The 18119-nt window shown below is 59.3% G+C and carries 16 protein-coding genes; 7 read left to right on the plus strand and 9 right to left on the minus strand.

Annotation, left to right across the window (positions count from 1 at the left end):
• Positions 1–21 precede the first annotated feature (21 nt).
• Entirely contained in the window at positions 22–1200 is a 1179-nt protein-coding gene (gene hmpA, locus ACH2DG_RS16000; protein WP_395027366.1) for an NO-inducible flavohemoprotein, read from the plus strand.
• 177 nt (positions 1201–1377) lie between these two features.
• On the opposite strand, the gene ACH2DG_RS16005 is transcribed toward hmpA, so the two are convergent.
• Positions 1378–1635, minus strand: a complete 258-nt coding sequence (locus tag ACH2DG_RS16005) for a DUF3297 family protein (protein ID WP_395027367.1) — start codon at positions 1633–1635, stop codon at positions 1378–1380.
• Positions 1636–1822: 187 nt separating this feature from the next.
• Between ACH2DG_RS16005 and ACH2DG_RS16010 the strand changes: the two genes are divergently transcribed.
• The 3 genes from ACH2DG_RS16010 (at position 1823) to ACH2DG_RS16020 (ending at position 6742) form a co-directional block, all read left to right on the plus strand.
• The gene (locus ACH2DG_RS16010; RefSeq protein ID WP_395027368.1) at positions 1823–3142 is read left to right on the plus strand and encodes a DUF445 domain-containing protein; all 1320 of its coding nucleotides are present in this window, start codon (positions 1823–1825) and stop codon (positions 3140–3142) included.
• Between the two features lie 425 nt (positions 3143–3567).
• Positions 3568–5682 (plus strand): ligand-gated channel protein, encoded by a 2115-nt coding sequence (locus ACH2DG_RS16015; RefSeq protein WP_395027369.1) that lies wholly within the window; start codon positions 3568–3570, stop codon positions 5680–5682.
• Positions 5683–5761: 79 nt separating this feature from the next.
• Entirely contained in the window at positions 5762–6742 is a 981-nt protein-coding gene (locus ACH2DG_RS16020) for a siderophore ABC transporter substrate-binding protein (RefSeq protein ID WP_395027370.1), read from the plus strand.
• 109 nt (positions 6743–6851) lie between these two features.
• Here ACH2DG_RS16020 and ACH2DG_RS16025 read toward each other — a convergent pair whose 3' ends face one another.
• The 3 genes from ACH2DG_RS16025 to ACH2DG_RS16035 all read right to left on the minus strand — a co-directional run bounded on the left by ACH2DG_RS16025 (position 6852) and on the right by ACH2DG_RS16035 (position 8978).
• Positions 6852–7265, minus strand: a complete 414-nt coding sequence (locus tag ACH2DG_RS16025) for a hypothetical protein (RefSeq protein ID WP_395027371.1) — start codon at positions 7263–7265, stop codon at positions 6852–6854.
• Between the two features lie 158 nt (positions 7266–7423).
• Complete coding sequence (locus tag ACH2DG_RS16030) at positions 7424–8005, minus strand: DJ-1/PfpI family protein (RefSeq protein ID WP_395027372.1); 582 nt, start codon at positions 8003–8005, stop codon at positions 7424–7426.
• Positions 8006–8249: 244 nt separating this feature from the next.
• Positions 8250–8978: an OmpW family protein gene (locus ACH2DG_RS16035; protein WP_395027374.1), complete on the minus strand. Its 729-nt coding sequence runs from the start codon at positions 8976–8978 to the stop codon at positions 8250–8252.
• 446 nt (positions 8979–9424) lie between these two features.
• On the opposite strand from ACH2DG_RS16035, the gene ACH2DG_RS16040 reads away from it, so the two are divergent.
• Entirely contained in the window at positions 9425–9802 is a 378-nt protein-coding gene (locus ACH2DG_RS16040; RefSeq protein WP_395027376.1) for a DUF4288 domain-containing protein, read from the plus strand.
• 122 nt (positions 9803–9924) lie between these two features.
• On the opposite strand, the gene ACH2DG_RS16045 is transcribed toward ACH2DG_RS16040, so the two are convergent.
• The 5 genes from ACH2DG_RS16045 to ACH2DG_RS16065 form a co-directional block, all read right to left on the minus strand.
• Entirely contained in the window at positions 9925–10581 is a 657-nt protein-coding gene (locus ACH2DG_RS16045; RefSeq protein ID WP_395027378.1) for an MAE_28990/MAE_18760 family HEPN-like nuclease, read from the minus strand.
• Positions 10578–11693 carry a DUF262 domain-containing protein gene (locus ACH2DG_RS16050; RefSeq protein ID WP_395027380.1) on the minus strand — a complete coding sequence of 372 codons (1116 nt, stop codon included), beginning with the start codon at positions 11691–11693 and terminating at the stop codon, positions 10578–10580. Before ACH2DG_RS16050 ends, ACH2DG_RS16045 begins: the two co-directional genes overlap by 4 nt.
• Before the next feature lie 353 nt (positions 11694–12046).
• The gene (locus ACH2DG_RS16055; protein WP_395027381.1) at positions 12047–13630 is read right to left on the minus strand and encodes a hypothetical protein; all 1584 of its coding nucleotides are present in this window, start codon (positions 13628–13630) and stop codon (positions 12047–12049) included.
• Positions 13631–13883: 253 nt separating this feature from the next.
• Complete coding sequence (locus ACH2DG_RS16060; protein ID WP_395027382.1) at positions 13884–14219, minus strand: DNA-directed RNA polymerase subunit alpha C-terminal domain-containing protein; 336 nt, start codon at positions 14217–14219, stop codon at positions 13884–13886.
• A 503-nt stretch (positions 14220–14722) separates the two neighbouring features.
• Complete coding sequence (locus ACH2DG_RS16065; RefSeq protein WP_395027384.1) at positions 14723–16552, minus strand: hypothetical protein; 1830 nt, start codon at positions 16550–16552, stop codon at positions 14723–14725.
• A 422-nt stretch (positions 16553–16974) separates the two neighbouring features.
• Here ACH2DG_RS16065 and ACH2DG_RS16070 point away from each other — a divergent pair, with 422 nt between their 5' ends.
• Both ACH2DG_RS16070 and ACH2DG_RS16075 read left to right on the plus strand, forming a co-directional pair.
• A complete protein-coding gene (locus ACH2DG_RS16070; RefSeq protein ID WP_395027386.1) occupies positions 16975–17148 on the plus strand; it encodes a hypothetical protein in 174 nt (57 codons plus the stop codon).
• Positions 17141–18073 carry a LysR family transcriptional regulator gene (locus ACH2DG_RS16075; protein ID WP_395027387.1) on the plus strand — a complete coding sequence of 311 codons (933 nt, stop codon included), beginning with the start codon at positions 17141–17143 and terminating at the stop codon, positions 18071–18073. The genes ACH2DG_RS16070 and ACH2DG_RS16075 overlap by 8 nt, the downstream gene beginning before the upstream one ends.
• The last annotated feature ends 46 nt before the right edge of the window (positions 18074–18119 follow it).

The following is an 18119-nucleotide window of genomic DNA, read 5'->3' on the forward strand; positions in this document are numbered from 1 at the left end:
GAACACACGCAAGGAGTAAGCATGCTGACTGACCGTCAAAATGAGATCGTCAAATCCACCGTACCGCTGCTGGAGACGGGCGGCGAGGCGCTGACCACGCATTTCTACAAGATCATGCTGGGCGAATACGCCGAGGTGCGCCCGCTGTTCAACCAGGCCCACCAGCAAAGCGGCGCCCAGCCACGCGCCTTGGCCAATAGCGTGTTGATGTACGCCAAGCACATCGACAAGCTTGAGAACCTGGGCGACCTGCCCGCGCAGATCGTGAACAAGCATGTGGCGCTGCAGGTGCAGGCCGAGCACTACCCCATCGTCGGCACCTGCCTGCTGCGTGCCATCCGCGAGGTGCTGGGCGCCGAAATCGCCACCGACGAGGTGATCGCAGCCTGGGGCGCCGCCTACCAGCAGCTCGCCGATATCCTGATCGCTGCCGAGCGCAGCGTGTACGACCGCACGGCCGAGACCGAAGGCGGCTGGCGCGGCGAGCGCACCTTCAAGGTGGAGAAGAAGGTGGAGGAGAGCGCCGAGATCACCTCGTTCTACCTGGTGCCCGCCGACGGCGGCGCGGTGATTGCCTATCTACCGGGCCAGTACATCGGTTTGCGTGCCGTGGTGGATGGCGTGGAGCAGCGCCGCAACTATTCGCTCTCGGCCCCGGCCAACGGCAGGAGCCTGCGCATCAGCGTCAAGCGCGAGGCGGGTGGCAAGGTGTCTAACTTTCTGCACGACCAGGTGCAGGTGGGCGACACGCTGCAGCTCTTCCCTCCGGCAGGCCACTTCACGCTGCAGGAAAGCAGCAAGCCGCTGGTGCTGATCAGCGGCGGCGTCGGCATCACGCCCACGCTGCCCATGCTGGCCACCGCGCTGGCGGCCCAGCGCCCGGTCACCTTCATCCACTGCGCGCGAGATCGCTCGGTGCATGCCTTCCGCGAGCGCATCGACCAGTTGGCTGCCGAACACCCGCAGCTCACACGCTACTACTGCTATGACCGCGCGGTGCCGGAGGACGCGGTCGATGCCGAAGGCTATCTGACCGAGCAGCGCCTGGGCGAATGGTTGCCCGCTTCGCGCGATGCGGACGTGTACTTCCTCGGTCCGCGCCCGTTCATGCGCGTGCTCAAGCGCTCGCTCCACAGCCTGGGCGTGCCCGACAAGCAGGTGCGCTACGAGTTCTTCGGCCCCGCCGAAGCCCTGGCCTGATGCGGCCCATCTCCCACGCCGCTGCAGAGCAATAAAAAGAGCTGCCTGCGCAGGTCTTCAGGGCATTTCAATGGAAATATCCGTTGAACGCCTTGAGGAGCAAGCGCAGGCAGCTTACTTTTTTGAAGGCTGGCGCAGCGGCACTTGCAGCGTCATGCCGCTCGGTGCCGGCTGGCGTCAGTCCTTGTAGTACGCCTCGACGAGGCCCTTGATCTTGATCAGCAGTGGGCGGCCCTTGCGGTCCACCGTCTTGCCGGCGGGCACCTTCACCCAGCCTTCGCTCACGCAGTATTCCTCGACATCATTGCGCTCGGTGCCGTTGAAGCGGATGCCGATGTCGTGGCTGAACACCTCGCGCACAAAGTGCGGGCTCTTGGGGTCGATGGACAGGTGGTCGGGCAGTGCGGGGCGGTCGGTGTTGTTGGTATCGGTCATGCTTGGCCTTGAAAGTGGATGGCCGCCATTGTCCATGCTTTGCAATTCCGGTAGGAGTTAGGCCAATTCCGATGGCCGGAAATGACCAGCAATGGCCGGAAAATGAAACCGGCGCCCCGCGCCGTATGGCAAAGGAGGGGTTCAGGCCGACTTGGCAACTGCCGACGCTTGCCGCTACAGTGGGCCTATGCCGATGCTTCTGACCGAAGAGCAGCAGAACCTGCTGCGCCGCGCCAAGCGTACCCCGCTGCTGCTGCTGATTGCAGTGGCCATGTTGTTTGTGCTGGCCAGCTGGAGCCTGGGCCAGCCTTTTGCACAGTCAGAACGCTGGCAGCTGGCACTGCGCTGCCTGCGCGCGATGACCGAGGCGGGTATGGTGGGCGCGCTGGCCGACTGGTTTGCCGTGTCGGCACTTTTCAAGCACATCCCCATTCCCTGGATTTCGCGCCACACCGCCATCATTCCGCGCAACAAGGACCGCATCGGCGAGAACCTGGCCGTGTTCGTGCGCGAACGTTTTCTCGACGGTGACTCGCTGGTGCAGCTGGTGCGCACGCACCAGCCTGCCGACAAGATGGCGCAGTGGCTGCGTTCGCCCGCCAATGCCGAGCTGCTGGGCCACCAGGTGGCGCGCCTTGCGGCCGCTGCGCTCGCCACGGTGCAGGATGCGCAGGTGGAGCGTTTCATCAAGCTGGCGCTGCGCACGCTGCTGGGGCAGCTTGATCTGTCCAAGTCGCTGTCCAGGGTGCTGACCGTGCTGACCCATGAGGGCCGCCACCAGGTGCTGCTGGAACAGGCGCTCGACAAGCTGGTGGAGCTGCTGCGCGAAGCCGAGACGCGGGAGCTGATGGCGCAGACGATTGCCCATTGGCTCAAGACCGAGCACCCGTTGAAGGAAAAGATGCTGCCCACCGGCTGGCTGAGCGACAAGGGCTCGGCCATGATCGCCAGCAGCCTGGAGCATCTGCTCGATGCCATTGCCGACAACCCCAGCCATGTGTTGCGTGCCAAGTTCGACGAAACCATGCAGGAATGGATCGCCCGCCTGGAAAACGACCCCGCATGGCACCAGAAGGGCGAAGAAGTGCGCCGCTACCTGCAGCACGACGCCGCCGTTGGCCAGTATGTGCAGGAGCTGTGGCAAAGCCTGCGCGCCAGTCTGCAGCGCGACCTGGCCAATGAGCACTCGGCCGTGGCGCGCAATGTGCGTGGCATGGGGCTGTGGCTGGGCAAATCGCTGTCCGCCGACGATGCCCTGCGCGCTTCGCTGAACGAGCGCATGGAGATCTGGGTGCGTGATCTGGCGCCAGAGATTTCGCAGTTCTTCGGCACCCACATCGCCGATACCGTTAAGCGCTGGGACGCGAAGGAGTTGAGCGACCTGATCGAGTGGAACATCGGCCGAGACCTGCAATACATCCGCATCAACGGCACCTTGGTGGGCGGGCTGATCGGCTTTGTGCTGTTTTGGTTGGGGTGGCTTGCCGCGCGGCTGGGCGCAGGCTGAGTCTGCTATCAAGATTGAATCTGCTGCGCAGGACAGGCAACCGCCAGCGCCTGTGTTTATGTTCCGAGGCCTGATTCCGAAGGAGCTGCTGCAGCTCGCCACAGCCATTTTTCTTCACATTCGGCAACACTTCTTCATTCATGTTTATAATGAGAATTGTTCGCATTACAATTCAGGCAATTCGCGTTTTCCCTTTGCCCAGCCATATGGCACTTGCCCCCGTGCAACCGCTGCCATCCTCCATGCCGCACTAGCTGGCGTGTGTAGCCAGGACGGACTCCCACCGAGCACCGTGGCCGCAGCCCTCACAACAAGCGAATGTTCGCTGGTCCGTTGCCAGCTTCCAGGTTGATTGCGATTAGTTCGCGTAACCCGTGGAGCGCTGCCGCGTGACTGTTGTTTACCACTAGTTTTTGAGCTTACCCATGTCCTCCTGCGCATCTGCTGCGGTGGGCGCTGCCTTGGCACGTCCGTTTTCTTCCACCTCTGTTTCGCCTTGGGCAACCGGCCAGCACCGGCTGCGGGCCGTTGCGCTGGCGATGGCGGCGGCCGGCCTGCAAGGCGCGGCGCTGGCGCAGGCGGCCGAGCAGCAGCAGGCCGCTGTCACCGTGGCCCAGGCAGATACGGGCGGCGCGGCAGAAAGCACGCTGGCGACCATGGTGGTGACCGCATCCGGCTTTGAGCAGGCGGTGGAAGACGCGCCCGCCTCGATCACGGTTATTCCGCGCCAGGAGTTGGAGAAAAAAGCCTACCGGGATGTGACCGATGCGCTCAAGGATGTGCCGAGTGTGGTGCTGACGGGCGGCGGCTCCTCCAGCGACATCAGCATTCGTGGCATGGGGGCCAACTACACCCTGATCCTGGTGGACGGCAAACCGCAGAACTCGCGCGAAACCCGCCCCAACAGCGATGGCGCCGGTATTGAGCAGGGCTGGCTGCCGCCGCTGTCTGCCATTGAGCGCATCGAGGTCGTGCGCGGGCCCATGTCGTCGCTCTACGGCTCCGATGCCATGGGCGGGGTGATCAACATCATCACCCGCAAGGTGGCCAAGCAATGGACCGGAACGGTGAGCGCGGAGACGACGCAGCAGGAATCATCCCGCTCGGGCGACATGTACCAGAGCAATTTCTACCTGGCCGGGCCGATCAAGAGCGACGTGCTGGGCCTGCAGATCTACGGCCAGAAATCGCGGCGCCTCGAAGACCGCTTTGTCAACGGATTCAACGAACAGGACAGCACCTCCGGCACGGCCAAGCTCACGCTGACCCCCAACAAGGACCATGACCTGGCGCTGGAGGTCGGCCGCACCCTGCAGGACCGCTATTCCACCAAGGGCAAGACGGCCAGCAGCACCTCCAGCTACTCCGACTACACCCGCAACCACTTCGCGCTGTCGCACACCGGGCGCTGGGGATTCGGCACCTCGACCACCTACCTGCAGCATGAAGAGGTGGACAACCCTTCGCGCGAGATGAACGTGAAGAACACCGAATTCAACAGCCAGATCGTGATGCCGTTGGGTGAGCGCAACCTGACGACCGTGGGCGTCTTCTACAAGCAGGAAAAGCTGACGGACAACGGTAACCAGATGCGGGTGGCCAACCCGATCGACACGCTCAAGCGCTACCAGTGGGCGGTGTTCGCCGAGAACGAATGGCGGGCCACCGACCAGATTGCGCTGACAGCGGGCCTGCGCATGAACCACGACCAGAACTACGGCACTGACTGGACACCGCGCATCTACGGCGTGTGGCATGCCACGCCCCAGTTGAGCGTCAAGGGCGGCATCTCCACCGGCTTCAAGGCGCCCAACCTGCGCGCAGCGGTGGCCGACTGGGGGCAGATCACCGGTGGTGGCGGCGATCCGGCCATCATCCGTGGCAACCCCAACCTCAAGCCCGAGAAAAGCACCAGCCAGGAGCTGGGCCTGATCTGGGACAACCGCCAGAACTTCAGCAGCAGCCTGACCTTGTTCAACACCAACTTCAAGGACAAGATCACGGAGGTGCGCAGCTGCGAGGACACCGAAGGCGGCGGCCGCGCCATCGTCACCGGCAACTGCAGCATCTACGGCACACCCTACAAGTTCATCAGCGACCGCGTGAACGTGGACGAGGCCACGATGCGCGGCGTCGAAGCCACCGCCACCTGGAAGGCCTCCGACGACCTGCGCCTGGCCACCAACTACACCTTCACCCGTTCGGAGCAGAAGAGCGGTGCATTTGCGGGCAAGCCTCTGAACAAGATGCCCAAGCACATGCTCAATGCCACGGTGGACTGGCAAGCCAGCAGCAAGCTGGGCGTATGGAGCCGCGTCAACTTCCGTGGCGCCGCATCGGATTACCTGAGCCGCACCTCCATGGCCAAGGGCACGCCGTCCTTCACCTTCATGGATCTGGGCGTGAACTACGCCCTGTCGAAGAACGTCAAGTTCAGCGCCGGCGTCTACAACCTGTTCGACAAGCGCGTCGATACCACCGACTTCGGCGCCGTGTATGACGGCCGCCGCTACTGGGCCAAGGTGACTGCGGGCTTCTGACCGGCCTTTGCCTCTCTTGCCGTGGCAGCGCACAGGCGCGCCGCGGCGCCATCGCTTTTGAACCAAGGAGGAAAGAACAATGACAGCGAACGCAATGCAAGCGACAGGATCCCGCCACCTGCGGCCCCTGTGGAGCATCGCCCTGGGCCTGGCGGTCTTGCCGATGGCAGGCCCGGCGCTGGCCCAGCAGCCAGCCACCATCACCGTGCAGCACGCCAAGGGCGCGGCCACGGTGCCATATGCACCCAAGCGTGTGGTGGTGTATGACCTGGCATCGCTCGACACCATGCAGGCACTGAAGCTGCCCGTGGCGGGCCTGGCCAAGGCCAACTTCCCGGCCTACATGAAAGGCTATGCCGATGCGCGGTACACGGTGGCGGGCAGCCTGTTCGAGCCTGATTTCGATGCACTCAGCCGCCTGCAGCCCGATTTGATCGTGATTGCCGGGCGCAGCGCAGGCAAGTTCGACATTCTTAGCAAAATTGCACCAACGCTCGATCTGACGGTGAACAACCAGCACCTGCTCGACGACATGCAGCGCAACGTCAACACGCTCGCCAGCCTGTGGGGCAAGCAGGCCGAGGGCCAGCAACTGATGCAGCGTGTGCGTGCCGAAGTGGACAGCACCCGCGCCATCGCGCAGCAAAAGGATGCAGGCCTTCTGGTGCTGGCGGTCAGCAGGAACATGAACGGCCAGACGCCAGGCTCGCGCTTTGGCCTGCTGTACGACGTGCTGGGCGTCAAGCCTGCCCTGCCGGCAGACCCGGCCAAGCCGCGCGGCGTGCCGCTGAAGATGGACGACATCGCCAACATCAACCCCTCGTGGCTGTACGTGATCGACCGCAACGCCGGAACCGGCAGCACTACGGACCGCGACGGCAAGCCTGTGGTGGCGAGCCAGGAGTTGTTTGACAACGACACGATCAGGAGCACCGAGGCTGGCAAAAAAGGCCAGGTGGTGTTTCTGGACCCCCGAGTCTGGTACCTGCTGGGCGTTGCAGGCCCGCAGGCCATGCTGCACAACGCTGCGCAACTCAAGGAGGTGTGGGGCCGCCGCTAGGGCAGCGGGGCAACTCCGCATTCAGCGGACTTCATGGTTTAACGAAGAAAGGAGTGCGGTGACGCACTCCTTTTTTCTTCGCAGGTTGCATACCTGCTCGGTGCTCGGGTCAGCTTTGCGCAGGGCCCGGTTCGGCCAGGTGCTTGCCAATCTGCATCCACGCATCGGCAGATTCATCGTCTCCTGCGAAGTGGTGGCAACTGGCTGCTGCCATGGCGACACGGGCATTGGTGGGCTCTTGATCGAAAGCCAGCTCGCACTGGGCTGCAGCGTTTTGCCACATCACCTGGGCGTTGGGCGAGCCTTCCTTTTGCAGTGCATGGGCTTCGGCCATCCAGGCCTGGGCCAGGCGGAATGCGGCCTCGGGCTGGCCGCGGTCGGCCTGGTGCGCGCGGTAGAAGGCCTGACCCGCCTGCTGCCACAGCGCGCGAGCGGCGGCGAAATTCGTGGTGGCCATTTGCTGCGCTTGAGCGACGAGTTGGTTGCCGGCGGCAAGTTCGGTGGAGTAGGTGTCAGCAGTCATGGCGCGGCAGCAAGTTCTTGGGCAGGGCTGCGATGGTAACAGGCCCTTGGTGCACCGGTTCAACAGCGAAGGCGGTGGCTCCGCATTTGCTATTGATTCAGAAGCTGCTGGTGCTTTGGCAGCGTGCACCGGCAGTCTGTTTCATCAAAAAAGCGCTCTCAGGGTTGGATGCGCGTGCCCAGCAACGCCAGAAACTGTGCGAGCCACTGCGGGTGGGCGGGCCAGGCCGGCGCGCTCACCAAATTGCCTTCGGTATGGGCCTGGTCCACGGCAATGTCGGCGTAGGTGCCGCCAGCCAGTTCCACCTCTGCCTTGCAGGCGGGGTAGGCCGAGCAGGTGCGCCCTTTCAAGACCCCTGCACCGGCCAGCAACTGCGCGCCATGGCACACGGCCGCCACTGGCTTATTGGCATCGAAGAAATGGCGCACCGCAGCCAGAACGCCAGCGTTGTTGCGCAGGTACTCGGGTCCGCGCCCGCCGGGAATGACCAGGGCGTCATAGCTTTCGGCCTGGATGTCGGCAAACGTTGCGTTCAGGGTGAAATTGTGGCCTGGCTTTTCGCTGTAGGTCTGCGCGCCTTCAAAGTCGTGAATGGCGGTCTTGATCTGGTCGCCGGCCTTCTTGTCGGGGCAGACGGCATGCACGCTATGGCCCACCGCCAGCAGCGTCTGGAAGGGCACCATGGTTTCATAGTCTTCGCAGTAGTCGCCGCAGATCATCAGGATTTTCTTCGCTGCCATGGGTAAGACTCCTCAGGTGAAAAAAAGAACAAGGGCCGAGCCATTGTGAACGAGGGCTGCCTGGCTGCCCATTGAGGAAACTGCCCAGCCGGTGCGGGTACAAAGTCATCATGCCGACATGAAGATAGGCTTGCTGGTCCGGGGCACACGATGGCGGGCCATGAAAAAAGCGCCCGGCTTTGCAGCGGGGCGCACAAGGATGGCTTGGAGCCATCGCAAAACGCAAGGGCGCTTGAGCGGAGCGTCAGAACTTGTAGGTCACATACAGGAAGGGAACGATCGGATCCAGCGTCACACGTGTCTTGGACACCGCCACCGTCTTGCCGCCCGCCTGCGTGGTCAGCGTGGCGTTGGTCTTCATCGGGATGTAGGACACCGAGAAGGTCACGCCCCAGTTCTTGTCGATGGCGTAGTTGGCACCCACGTTGAAAACGGGGGCCCACTTGCTGTCGATGCTGGCGGAGGTGGACGATGCGCCCGGTGGCAGCTTGAGTGCGCCGCCCAGCGTATTTTGCAGGCCCTGGCTCAGGCGAATGCTGCGGAAAGCGGAGTAGGTGACACCGGCACCCACAGATACGCGGAACTTGTCGTCCGCATTGCCGAAGAAATACTTGCCCAGCACCGATGGGGCATACAACTTGGCGCTGCCAAGCTCACCCAGTGGCGCCAGTGTGCCTGCGCCATCGAGCTTGATCTTGGGCGGAACGCCCAGCACACCTTCGACAGCCCAGTTGTCGGTCAGAAAGTAGTGCACATTCAGGCCCAGCGTGGTGGCGTTTTTCACACTCGCCCCCGATCCCGGCAGTTCCCGCTCCACCGGGCTGACAAAGCGCAGCGGTGTGGTGCTGTCCTGCGGGGCATAGAGCAGCGCACCGCCGCCAATCACCCAATCGCCTGCCTTTTGCGCGTATGCGCTGCTGGCGAGCACGGCCGTGGCGGCCACCAACATCCATTTTTTTGCCTGACGAGTCATGTCTTGTCTCCTAGTCTGCTGCTTGAACGGGATCGAAAAGCGGTGGTAATGGATCACAGCATACGAAGTGCGTCCAGCACTGTCGACGGGAGAACTGCCTAGTTTCGGCAAAAAAAGCACACTCGTTCTAATTTTTCTGGACCAAGGGAAAATGCGGGGACAAAAAAATGCCTGCCATCGTGTATATGGCAGGCCTGCTGTTGGTTGTTGGTTGTCAGTGAGATTTGAATTTTTTTCACTGGAGTTTGAACTCGGAGACGCTTTGGAACAGGCCTGAGGGGGTGCCGAGGCGACTGTTAGCTTGTCGCCAGCCCGTGTAGCTGCAGGGATGACCGCTATAGGGCTTGGTCAACTCGAAGGTAGGATGACGGCATTCGGCTAGAAGCAGCCGGTCACTAGGCAGGCATGATGCTATATATTGCGGACTACCAAACATTCATCCACACATGACATACGATAAAAACGTTTCTCCGGTGGGCTGGTATTTAGTCTCCTATCTCCCCCGTTTTGTTAAACTCGACGATAAGGATAAGAACAACGACAACGCTCGCTTCCTATCCTGGGAGAACAGTATCCTTGTTCGTGCGACAACCATGGATGAAGCGTACGAAAAGGGAGTGAGAATGGCCCATAAGGCGACTAAGCCATACAAAGGAGGCTCGGCGGGAGTTCCTGTTCAGTGGGAATTGGTAGGAGTCACAGACGTTCTGCTGATCTATAAGGAGCTAGATGATGGAGCCGAAATTGCTTGGACCGAGCGAGCTCCACGGCTACTGAAGAACCTTAAAAAGATGGTACATCCAAAAGGCTCGTTTCAGCAGTAGGCTAGTTTACCTGTGTAATTTAGTCGCCCATATGCGACGACGCACTCTCATTTGATGACCGAGATCGGCCATAATCAGCCTCAACAGATATACCTGTAGATGACGGCTTAAGGCTGAAAATCTTAGACAGGCACTGAGCTGTCCAGGCGCTGGAAGGACTTGAGCGCCGCGGCATTTTCCAGATCAGCTTTAAACCACACCATTAGCTCCAATATCTCCTCGGCAAGAGTATCAAAACGCGCCGGTGAGATACTGAGATATTCCCCATGCGCGATCTTGTTTCTGGATGCCAGCAGGGTTTCATCAATTAGATTGAAGCGAGAAGAGTATTGTGCCACATCAATACCAATCCAGCCCGCAATATTGACAAACACCTCCGACTTCAGGTTCCCCTCTGCGTGAATACCTGCGACCGGAAGCAAAGCTGGTTTGTCAAGTAACGACATCAAATGCGAAATTACGGGGACTGCTACCGAAGACTTTCCACTTTCACCCATCAGAGTGAGCTTGGTTTTGATGCTGAGCGCAATAAATGAATCCTGCAAATCGCGCGTCCTCATTCCCCGTGTGGACACAAAGACGACGTAAGCATTGGAAGCATTCTTTATAAAGCCTTCCCAATGCGCGTACAACATTGCGACACCTGCACGAACATGAACATCTGCCTTCTTTGCCTTTGCTGATTTTGCCATTGCGCGCAGTTCAATAATTTCTTTGCGCCGCCACGCTAAATCATCGTCTAGGTAGTTCGTCAGATCCTCAATTGACCTGATCTTCATGGTTTGAAATACTCTACGGCAAAGGGCAGTAGATTAGCCATACGCGTTGTGCCTCGTACACCCTGACCAGAGTAGTTCGAATAGGTTTGGTTTTTCCACAATGCATGAACTTTGTCTATAAGCCATTTCTGTCGGTGGACATCATTTGGCATGTCCATTATGGCCTGTCGGTTTTCAGCCACGCCATAACCAATCACATCAAAGGCAGCAAGCATTGATCTGCCGCTGTGTCGAGTGCCATCCCAACGCTTGAACGCCTCGCCTTCAAACGTCTTCCACAAAAGCTCGAAAGTCCAGTTAAAGATTTCTGCCTCATCGGCAAGATCTTCGACGGTCAGTGCGCTCAATTTACGTGCGGCGAGGTCCAAGTATTCATTCACATCTAGCCCCTTGGTGTAAGGAGCGCGTCGGTAGGCCACAAAACGCAACACCATTTCATTGTCTTGGGCCAATTCCTCTTGTGTGGATGTGAGTTGGATGGTGTCTTTGAATTCCGGCTTGACTGAAAGATCGCGGATCCATTTGAAAAAATTCTCATTGAGCATCACCAACACGCTGTTGCGTACTTCTTGGTCACTGAGCTTCGATCCTCCAGTATTGAGGCGCTGGAACAGCTCGTACTTGGCATCTTGATCGCTTTCTTTGCGCAAAATTTCCACCCGAATTCTGGCCCTCTTGATCTCGAGCTGCAGCGGGGTGTTGAATACATTCATGTCGCCAGCTTGGCTGCTAGACCATTTCATCCCCTCTAGCGAAGGCAGAAAATTAGTCCCCGATAGCACCAACGGCTCCACAAGGTCTCCATTAACCTTTAACACCCCCATCAGATGCAGAGCAGTTGAGATACGCTGTAGGCCATCGATCAGTTCCCAGACACCGTCTTCACGCTGAAAAACAAATACTGGAGGGACTGGAAGCCCAAGCAAAATCGACTCGACAAAGCGGGTCTTCTGTGATTCTTCCCAACGAATTAGGCGTTGATAAGCGGGCGCAATGATCAACTCATCACTTTTGTAGAGGCTTGCGATTTCGCCCAGCGACATCTCATACCCATCGGTAACGACTTGTCGTTTTGCTTTTTCCAGCTCAGCCTGAAGGTCTTGAACACTCATCTAATTTCCCTTGGTAATCCGCACACGGGCCACAATTTTCGAAAATAAATCAAACCGTCTCGGCAAACGCGTATTAAAAATGCTAGTGAGGTGCGTCGCTCAATTGGCCGTATTAGACAGCGGTGGAGTAAAGAAGCGCCACCTTTTACGTACAATTTTTATTGTAACCAGCCGCAAGAGCGCCAGACGCCTTTAAGTGAAGATGCGCATGCCATCGTATGCAGGATGTACGTAGTTCTTTTAGCAGCCACAGTCACGACTCAGTGCACAGGAGGCATCCGCCGTTGATGCCTAGACAACTGCAATGGGTCGCTCAGCGATAACGGTAGACCGGCCAAGAGCTGTCTTAAGTCTCAATCAAGGGGGATGTCGCCCAAGCCCAGTAGATTGCCATGGCGATCGCGGATCTGCATGGCGCTTGCGCTACGGTTATTGGTTTGCTGCATAAAGCTGCTCTTCCACAACTCGGAGCGGTCGTTCCGCCACCATTCACAGACTACTCCCTGAAGCCAGAGTCCTTCCTGAGATTGGCGCTTGCATTGCACAGAGCCGTCTTCACTGGCCGCCGCATCCCCAAGATCGCGGCTTAGCGTAATGAAGCGGGTTTCCTGCCATGATGGTTTGGTGCGATCCGGGCCTAGAAAAATCAGCATCCATTGTCCTAGCAAGCCTTGGTGGCTGCTGGAATCGGGCTCCAGCGCTAGACGCTGCATGCGTTGGGGCAGCTCCCCAGGGAACTGCACTGTGCCAGCCACGCGGTTTGCATCCAGGCGCTGCTGATTGAGTTCGGCAAACTGCAATTGCATTTCACCCACTGGCTCTACCGCTCGAGCCGAGCGCTGTGGCCCACCAAAATAGCGGCCATCCGCATACCGAGTAAGCGCCATCGTAGTGGTAATGCCTGCATAGTCGTTACTACCCATGTGGAAGCTAGAGCGACCATCAGCCAGGTAATTAAAGACCTGGGCAATTGCCAGGCCGTTCTGCACATCCACGGCTATACCGCGCCCTGGTTTACCCGACAGCTCATCTGTGATGATCCAGGTGCCGTTGGACGGCGTAATAACCGGAGGGCCGCCGCAGTATCGTGGCCCGGTTTGCACATAGATCTGCTGGTATTGAAGGCATTCCGGTATGCCAGCTCCCCCGGCGGAGATTCCCATGCCTATCAACGCATAGCGGCGGCTGGTTTCACCCTCACGCATCTCGATCTGGCCTTGTATATCAATGCCTACAACACGCAGTTGTGCCGAAGCAACCCAGGCGCTTCCGTCCTCGGGCTCTTGCCCTTGGCAGATGTAGGCCTCCAGTTGGGGGAGTTCCGAGCATTCCAATCGCCGGCTACTGGATTTTCCGGTTATCTGGAACAGACCCAAATTCTCACGGACTAACACGGCATCCCAGGCGATTGCCGGTTGCCCGGCCTCGTCCAAGCCAACCACTTTCAGCTGACGCCCTACCTTTCGCGGGGATAACTGACCAACCACGAACTGCTCGCTCATTGCAATGAATCGCTCTATTGCTACCGGCCCCTCTCCCGGAAACTGCACCGTGCCCTGCAGCCCGTTGGCAAAACTCACCGTCACGTTGCCCGGCGATCCCAGTTCCACAGCATCCCGCGCGTCGCCACCAAAGCTGCGCCCGCCTTGGTACTGCATCAACGGCGCCGTGACAGTGTTGCCCTTCATCTGACCCGTTGCGGTGTAGAACGTCGCATCGCCATTCTTCTCGTAGCCAAACACTTGCATGAAGAAGGTATTGCCTTGCACGTCAATGGCGAGGCCGCGACCGGGCTTGCCGTCCAACTCTTCGGAGATGACCCAGGTACCCGCTTGCGGTGTGAAGTCACGTGCCGCCCAACTCAGAGTGCATGAAAGCGCTACTGCCGAGGCGGCGATGGCTGAGCGTAGGGTACGAAAGCGACTTGAGCTTTTCACTGTGTCTCCTGATTTTTGGTCAGTATAGGGTGAAGTCTTTAAGTAACCAATGTGTCTGCTCTGAGCCACCCGAATGCCCAACAGTAAAAGGCCCGCCAGTACTGGCGGGCCTTTGCAAAGCGGTCTAGCAACGCGACTGCACACGATTTGAAACCTATTGCGCGTCCATGTTGCCTTCCTGCGGGAAAGCTACCCAGTATCGGACGGGAGGACATGAAGAGCAGGGGCGTGAGATGGTGCCTCTATCAACGGACTATCCCGAGGTGAGTTGGCACTGATGTCCTGCAGGTCGCAGCTCTGCGCCGGAGCGTGCATCAAAGTACAACTCGTGCGATGCAAGCCCGGTTGGTGGCCTTGGTTTCCTGCCCGGCTTCTTGCGTGCTGGCGTGTACTGTTGCCATGGGAAGAGTGCCGCTTCAATGTCTCGCAGCGCAATCATTCCGAATCCTGGAAGTTTTAGAAGGCGGATAGGGTAGGCGTCCATCACTTCTTCCACTGTGGTGATGCCACTGCGAGCCAGCGTATTACGCGTACGGCTGGAGAGTTTCTCCGGCAGTGGCGTTGGACGAGGTGAGCCAGCGATGATCATGCGATGTTGATGGGTATATGGACAAGGCTGACTACATCAAATCACGCAATGACCGAAATCAAGTGCTTGCCGGGACAGGCTTAGGCGAAAAACCGATGAACGGTTGTATTGGCAAAAAAAAGCCCGCATTTGCGGGCTAAGCACAATACCTCAATGGGTCCGTGTGCCATGGTGCCTCCGCTCCCAGAGGCAGGTGGATAGTAAGGCAGGGAGAGGGGGCGTACTTTGCTTTGGGTCAAGGCGTGGGGATGGAATGGCTGGAGTCGTCCGGAAACAATCCATCCAGCACTGTTCTTGATGGGCTGTTTCCGGTTTTTGGAAGCATCTGCGGCAGTTGGCTCTGGCGGCGGTTGCGTTCGCTAACAGCTATTTGGTAGGGGGCACCTCATGACCGATGAAACACCCAGGCCCGCTACCGGGGTTTTCGGCCTCCCCCCTTCGCGCCGTCTCACCGGCCAATAGCGGGCACCGGCCACCCTGTTCTGGTCCGTTTGCTGACAGCATCAACCCTTGGCGCGCTTGCCAGGCAGGCGCACTGCCACCAGCACTACCAAGGCCATCAACAGTGCAGTCACCCCATGGGACAGCATGGGAACTGGTGCTGCCCTGGAGGCGGTGGGTGGAGTAGGTGCCGTAGGTGCAGAAATGGGGGCCTTCACCGTGATGGAGACGACAGCGCTGCTGCAATTGGCGGGGCTGGCTGCGGTCTGGCACAGGGTGTAGGTGAAGCTGTAGGTGCCAGCAGCCAGCGTGGCGCTGCTGATGCTGACTTCTCCGGTAGCCGTGTCAAACGCAATGCCAGCTGGCATCGTGTCCAGCAGGGCGAGCGTGGTGGTGGCACCGGTGGCTGCGTTGCCGCCCATCGTATCGTTGCTGCGTACCGTGGCAATCACCTGTCCGGTGGCGCCTTGGGTGATGCTGGCGGTGTCTGCCGTGGCGGCGATGGGGGTGGCACTGGCAGCGGTGACGTTGACAACGGCTGTGGTGGTGGTGCAGTTGCCGGCGTTGGCGCTGTCACACAGCTGGTAGGCGAGCACATAGGTGTCTGCAGGCGTGCCGCCAGCCACCGTGATAGCGCCCGTGGTGGTGTTCAATGTAATGCCCGGAGGCCATACGCCCTGCACGGCAAGGGTAGAGTTGGCGGCACTGGCTGCAGCCGTGCCGACGAGGTCATTGCTGCGTACATTGGACACTGGCGTGCCGCCTGTGGCGGAGGGGATGCTGCCCGTATCGGGTACGGCAGTGATGGTCAGCATCCGGGCCTCGTTGACGGTGACGGTCACCAGTGCCTGCTGGCAACTGGCCGGGCTGGTGCTGGTGTCGCACAGTTCGTACCAGTTCTGGTACACCCCGGCGGCGACGGTGGGTGCCACGTTCACCGCGCCCGAAGCGGCGTCCAGCGTGATGCCGGCTGTCCAGGTGCCTGCAGGGGCGATGGTGGTGAGCGGCGCAGTGGGCGGGACGCCTTCCAGGTAATCGTTGGTGCGTACATTGGCAACGGCGACGCCTCCCTCGCCCGCCTGCACGGCGCCGCTGTCGTCGCTGATGGCCATCACCAGCGTGGTGAGAATGGCGCCTGCGTTATCCATGTAGCACTGGTTTCCAGTTTTGCCAAAAAGCGCCATGGAGTCAGCCTGTCCAAAAAACATGCGTGTGGCGCCTGTGGGCAGGGTGATGGTTTGCCGTTGTTGGGTACCGTTCGGGGCAGTTGCTCCCGTGTATGGGGTGGCCGACCCGCTGCCATAGCTGCTCATGGTGGGCCAGTCCACCACCGAGCCGTCACCGAGAAAGAATGGAGTGGCCAGGGCGGGTGACACCACAGGCGCATTCATCTGCGCCACGGTGTAGGTATTGGTTGTGCTTGCCGCCGGGCTGGAAGGGTTGGGCACCACGGTGTCATTGTTCAAGAAAACCATGCCTAGGAGGCCATAGCGACCTGCAAGTGCCATACCGGGCATCGTGCCAGAAGGATTGCTGGCAATCGTCGCGCCAGTCACCGTATCGATGGCTCCATCGGGGGTTGACGACGGGCCCGGGTCAAAGGGGCCATAGCGGATGTCAGAGGTATTGCGGGCCCGGAACTGCACGGATCGCATACCAACTGGCAGCGTCAGAGAGGGCGGCAAGGCGCCGTCGCCCAGTTGGGTGGCGGGGTCCACTGTGCAGACAACGGTGGGCGGCACCAGCCCCGACGTGCCTGCATAAAAGATGTTGGATTGTGCGCTGACCGACGTCAACAGTGCCTGCTGGGCGGATGCCGGGCCCGCACCAAGCCCCAGGAAGGCCAGGGCGATCCATGCCCGCCTTTGAGTCAATAAGTTTTCAATCAACATAAAAACCTTGGTAGAAAATAGCTACCAAAGTATTGTGGCAATGCTTCTGGCTTTCGGGTTTATCAATTATGTTTACGTGTATTGATTGCTGACTTGCTGATAATTTTTAGAATTTGCTTTATTTTATTAATCGACAGATTTTATTTTTGAAATTCATAATATGTTGTATTGAAAGAGATTTTGATGAAATTTCTTCAATGAATCGATTTGTTTTGGTGTTGTTTTTTTAGCGTGATTTATTTTTAACGGGAGGCGCAGCGCTTGCCAGCTTCAATCATTATTTGCAATAATTTTCAATGACTATCTATTGGTGGATAGCCATGGTTAATTATTTGATTTGATTAATTGGAGGGTAAATGCAGGCAATTAATCAGCGAACAGGTGTTGGAATCTTTTCCGGGCAGATGCCGTGCTTGCGCGACATGCCCTGGCGAACACGCGGCGGCCTTGCTGCCGGAGCGGGTGCGGGGCGCTACCGGGTGCACGCAACCCTGGGGTGCCAGCCGGTCAATGTGCCTGTGCAGTCCAACCCGCGCGATGGCCTCCAGCCGGTGGCCGGCAATCTCTTTTCCTGGATGGTGCACCGCTATGACTGACGATAAAGGCGCAAGGCGCAGCCGCCAGTATGGGCCAACGCCACGGCAGTTGGCGTACTTCAAGGAGGTGGCGCATCACCTCAGTTTCAGAAACGCCGCTTCCGTGCTGTCGCTGAGCCAACCGGCGCTGACTTCCGCCATTCAGGAGCTGGAATCCCTTGTCGGCACCAGGCTGTTTGACCGGGGCACGCGCTCGGTGCAACTGACGCCTTCCGGCAAGGCGATTCGCCCGCAGATGGAGTGGATGCTGAGCAACTACCTCCTGGGAGTTCAGGGCATTGAGCAGATGCTGCAGCGAGGCGAGGACATGTTGCGTATCGCGTATGTGCCTGCTGCCGCTCAGCTGGCGGCGGCTTCGATCATTCAGTGGCAAAGAGCCCGCCCGATGACCATGCTCCAGTGGACCGATATGGGAGACCATCTACTGGCCGCTGCCGTTGAAAGTGGAGAGGTCGATATTGGCCTGGGGCTGGGCTTCACGGCTTCCGAGACGCTGGATACGCAACTGATTGCGCAGGAGCAGGTCGTGGCCATTGTGGCGCCGCACCATGTGTTGGCCAAAAAGCAGTCCCTGCAATGGATCGAGTTGCGCAACCACCCCTTGGTGATGCTGTCACACGGCCACCATCAGCAGGCGATCATGCGTTCGATGGAGCAGAGCGATACCGACATGGCCCTGGTCAAATCGGTCTCGCATATCGAGTCCCTGTATGCCATGGTGGAAACCGGCATGTACGTGGGCCTGGTGTCCAGCCTCTATGAGGCCTGCTATCAGGCCAGGGGGCTTGTGGCGGTCAAGGCGCAGTCGCCTGCATTGACCCGGTATGTGAGCCTGGTGACACGCAAATGCCTGCCCGGCGCGCGCCGCCCGATTGTGCAGGATTGCTGGGAATACCTGTGCATGCACATGAAGAAGGTGGCGTAGAGCCCAGCCAGCATGCCTTTCATGCCATTGGTGAAAAGGCAACCAG

Source organism: Comamonas odontotermitis, assembly GCF_040396735.1.
GTDB classification, from domain to species: Bacteria; Pseudomonadota; Gammaproteobacteria; order Burkholderiales; family Burkholderiaceae_C; genus Comamonas; species Comamonas odontotermitis_C.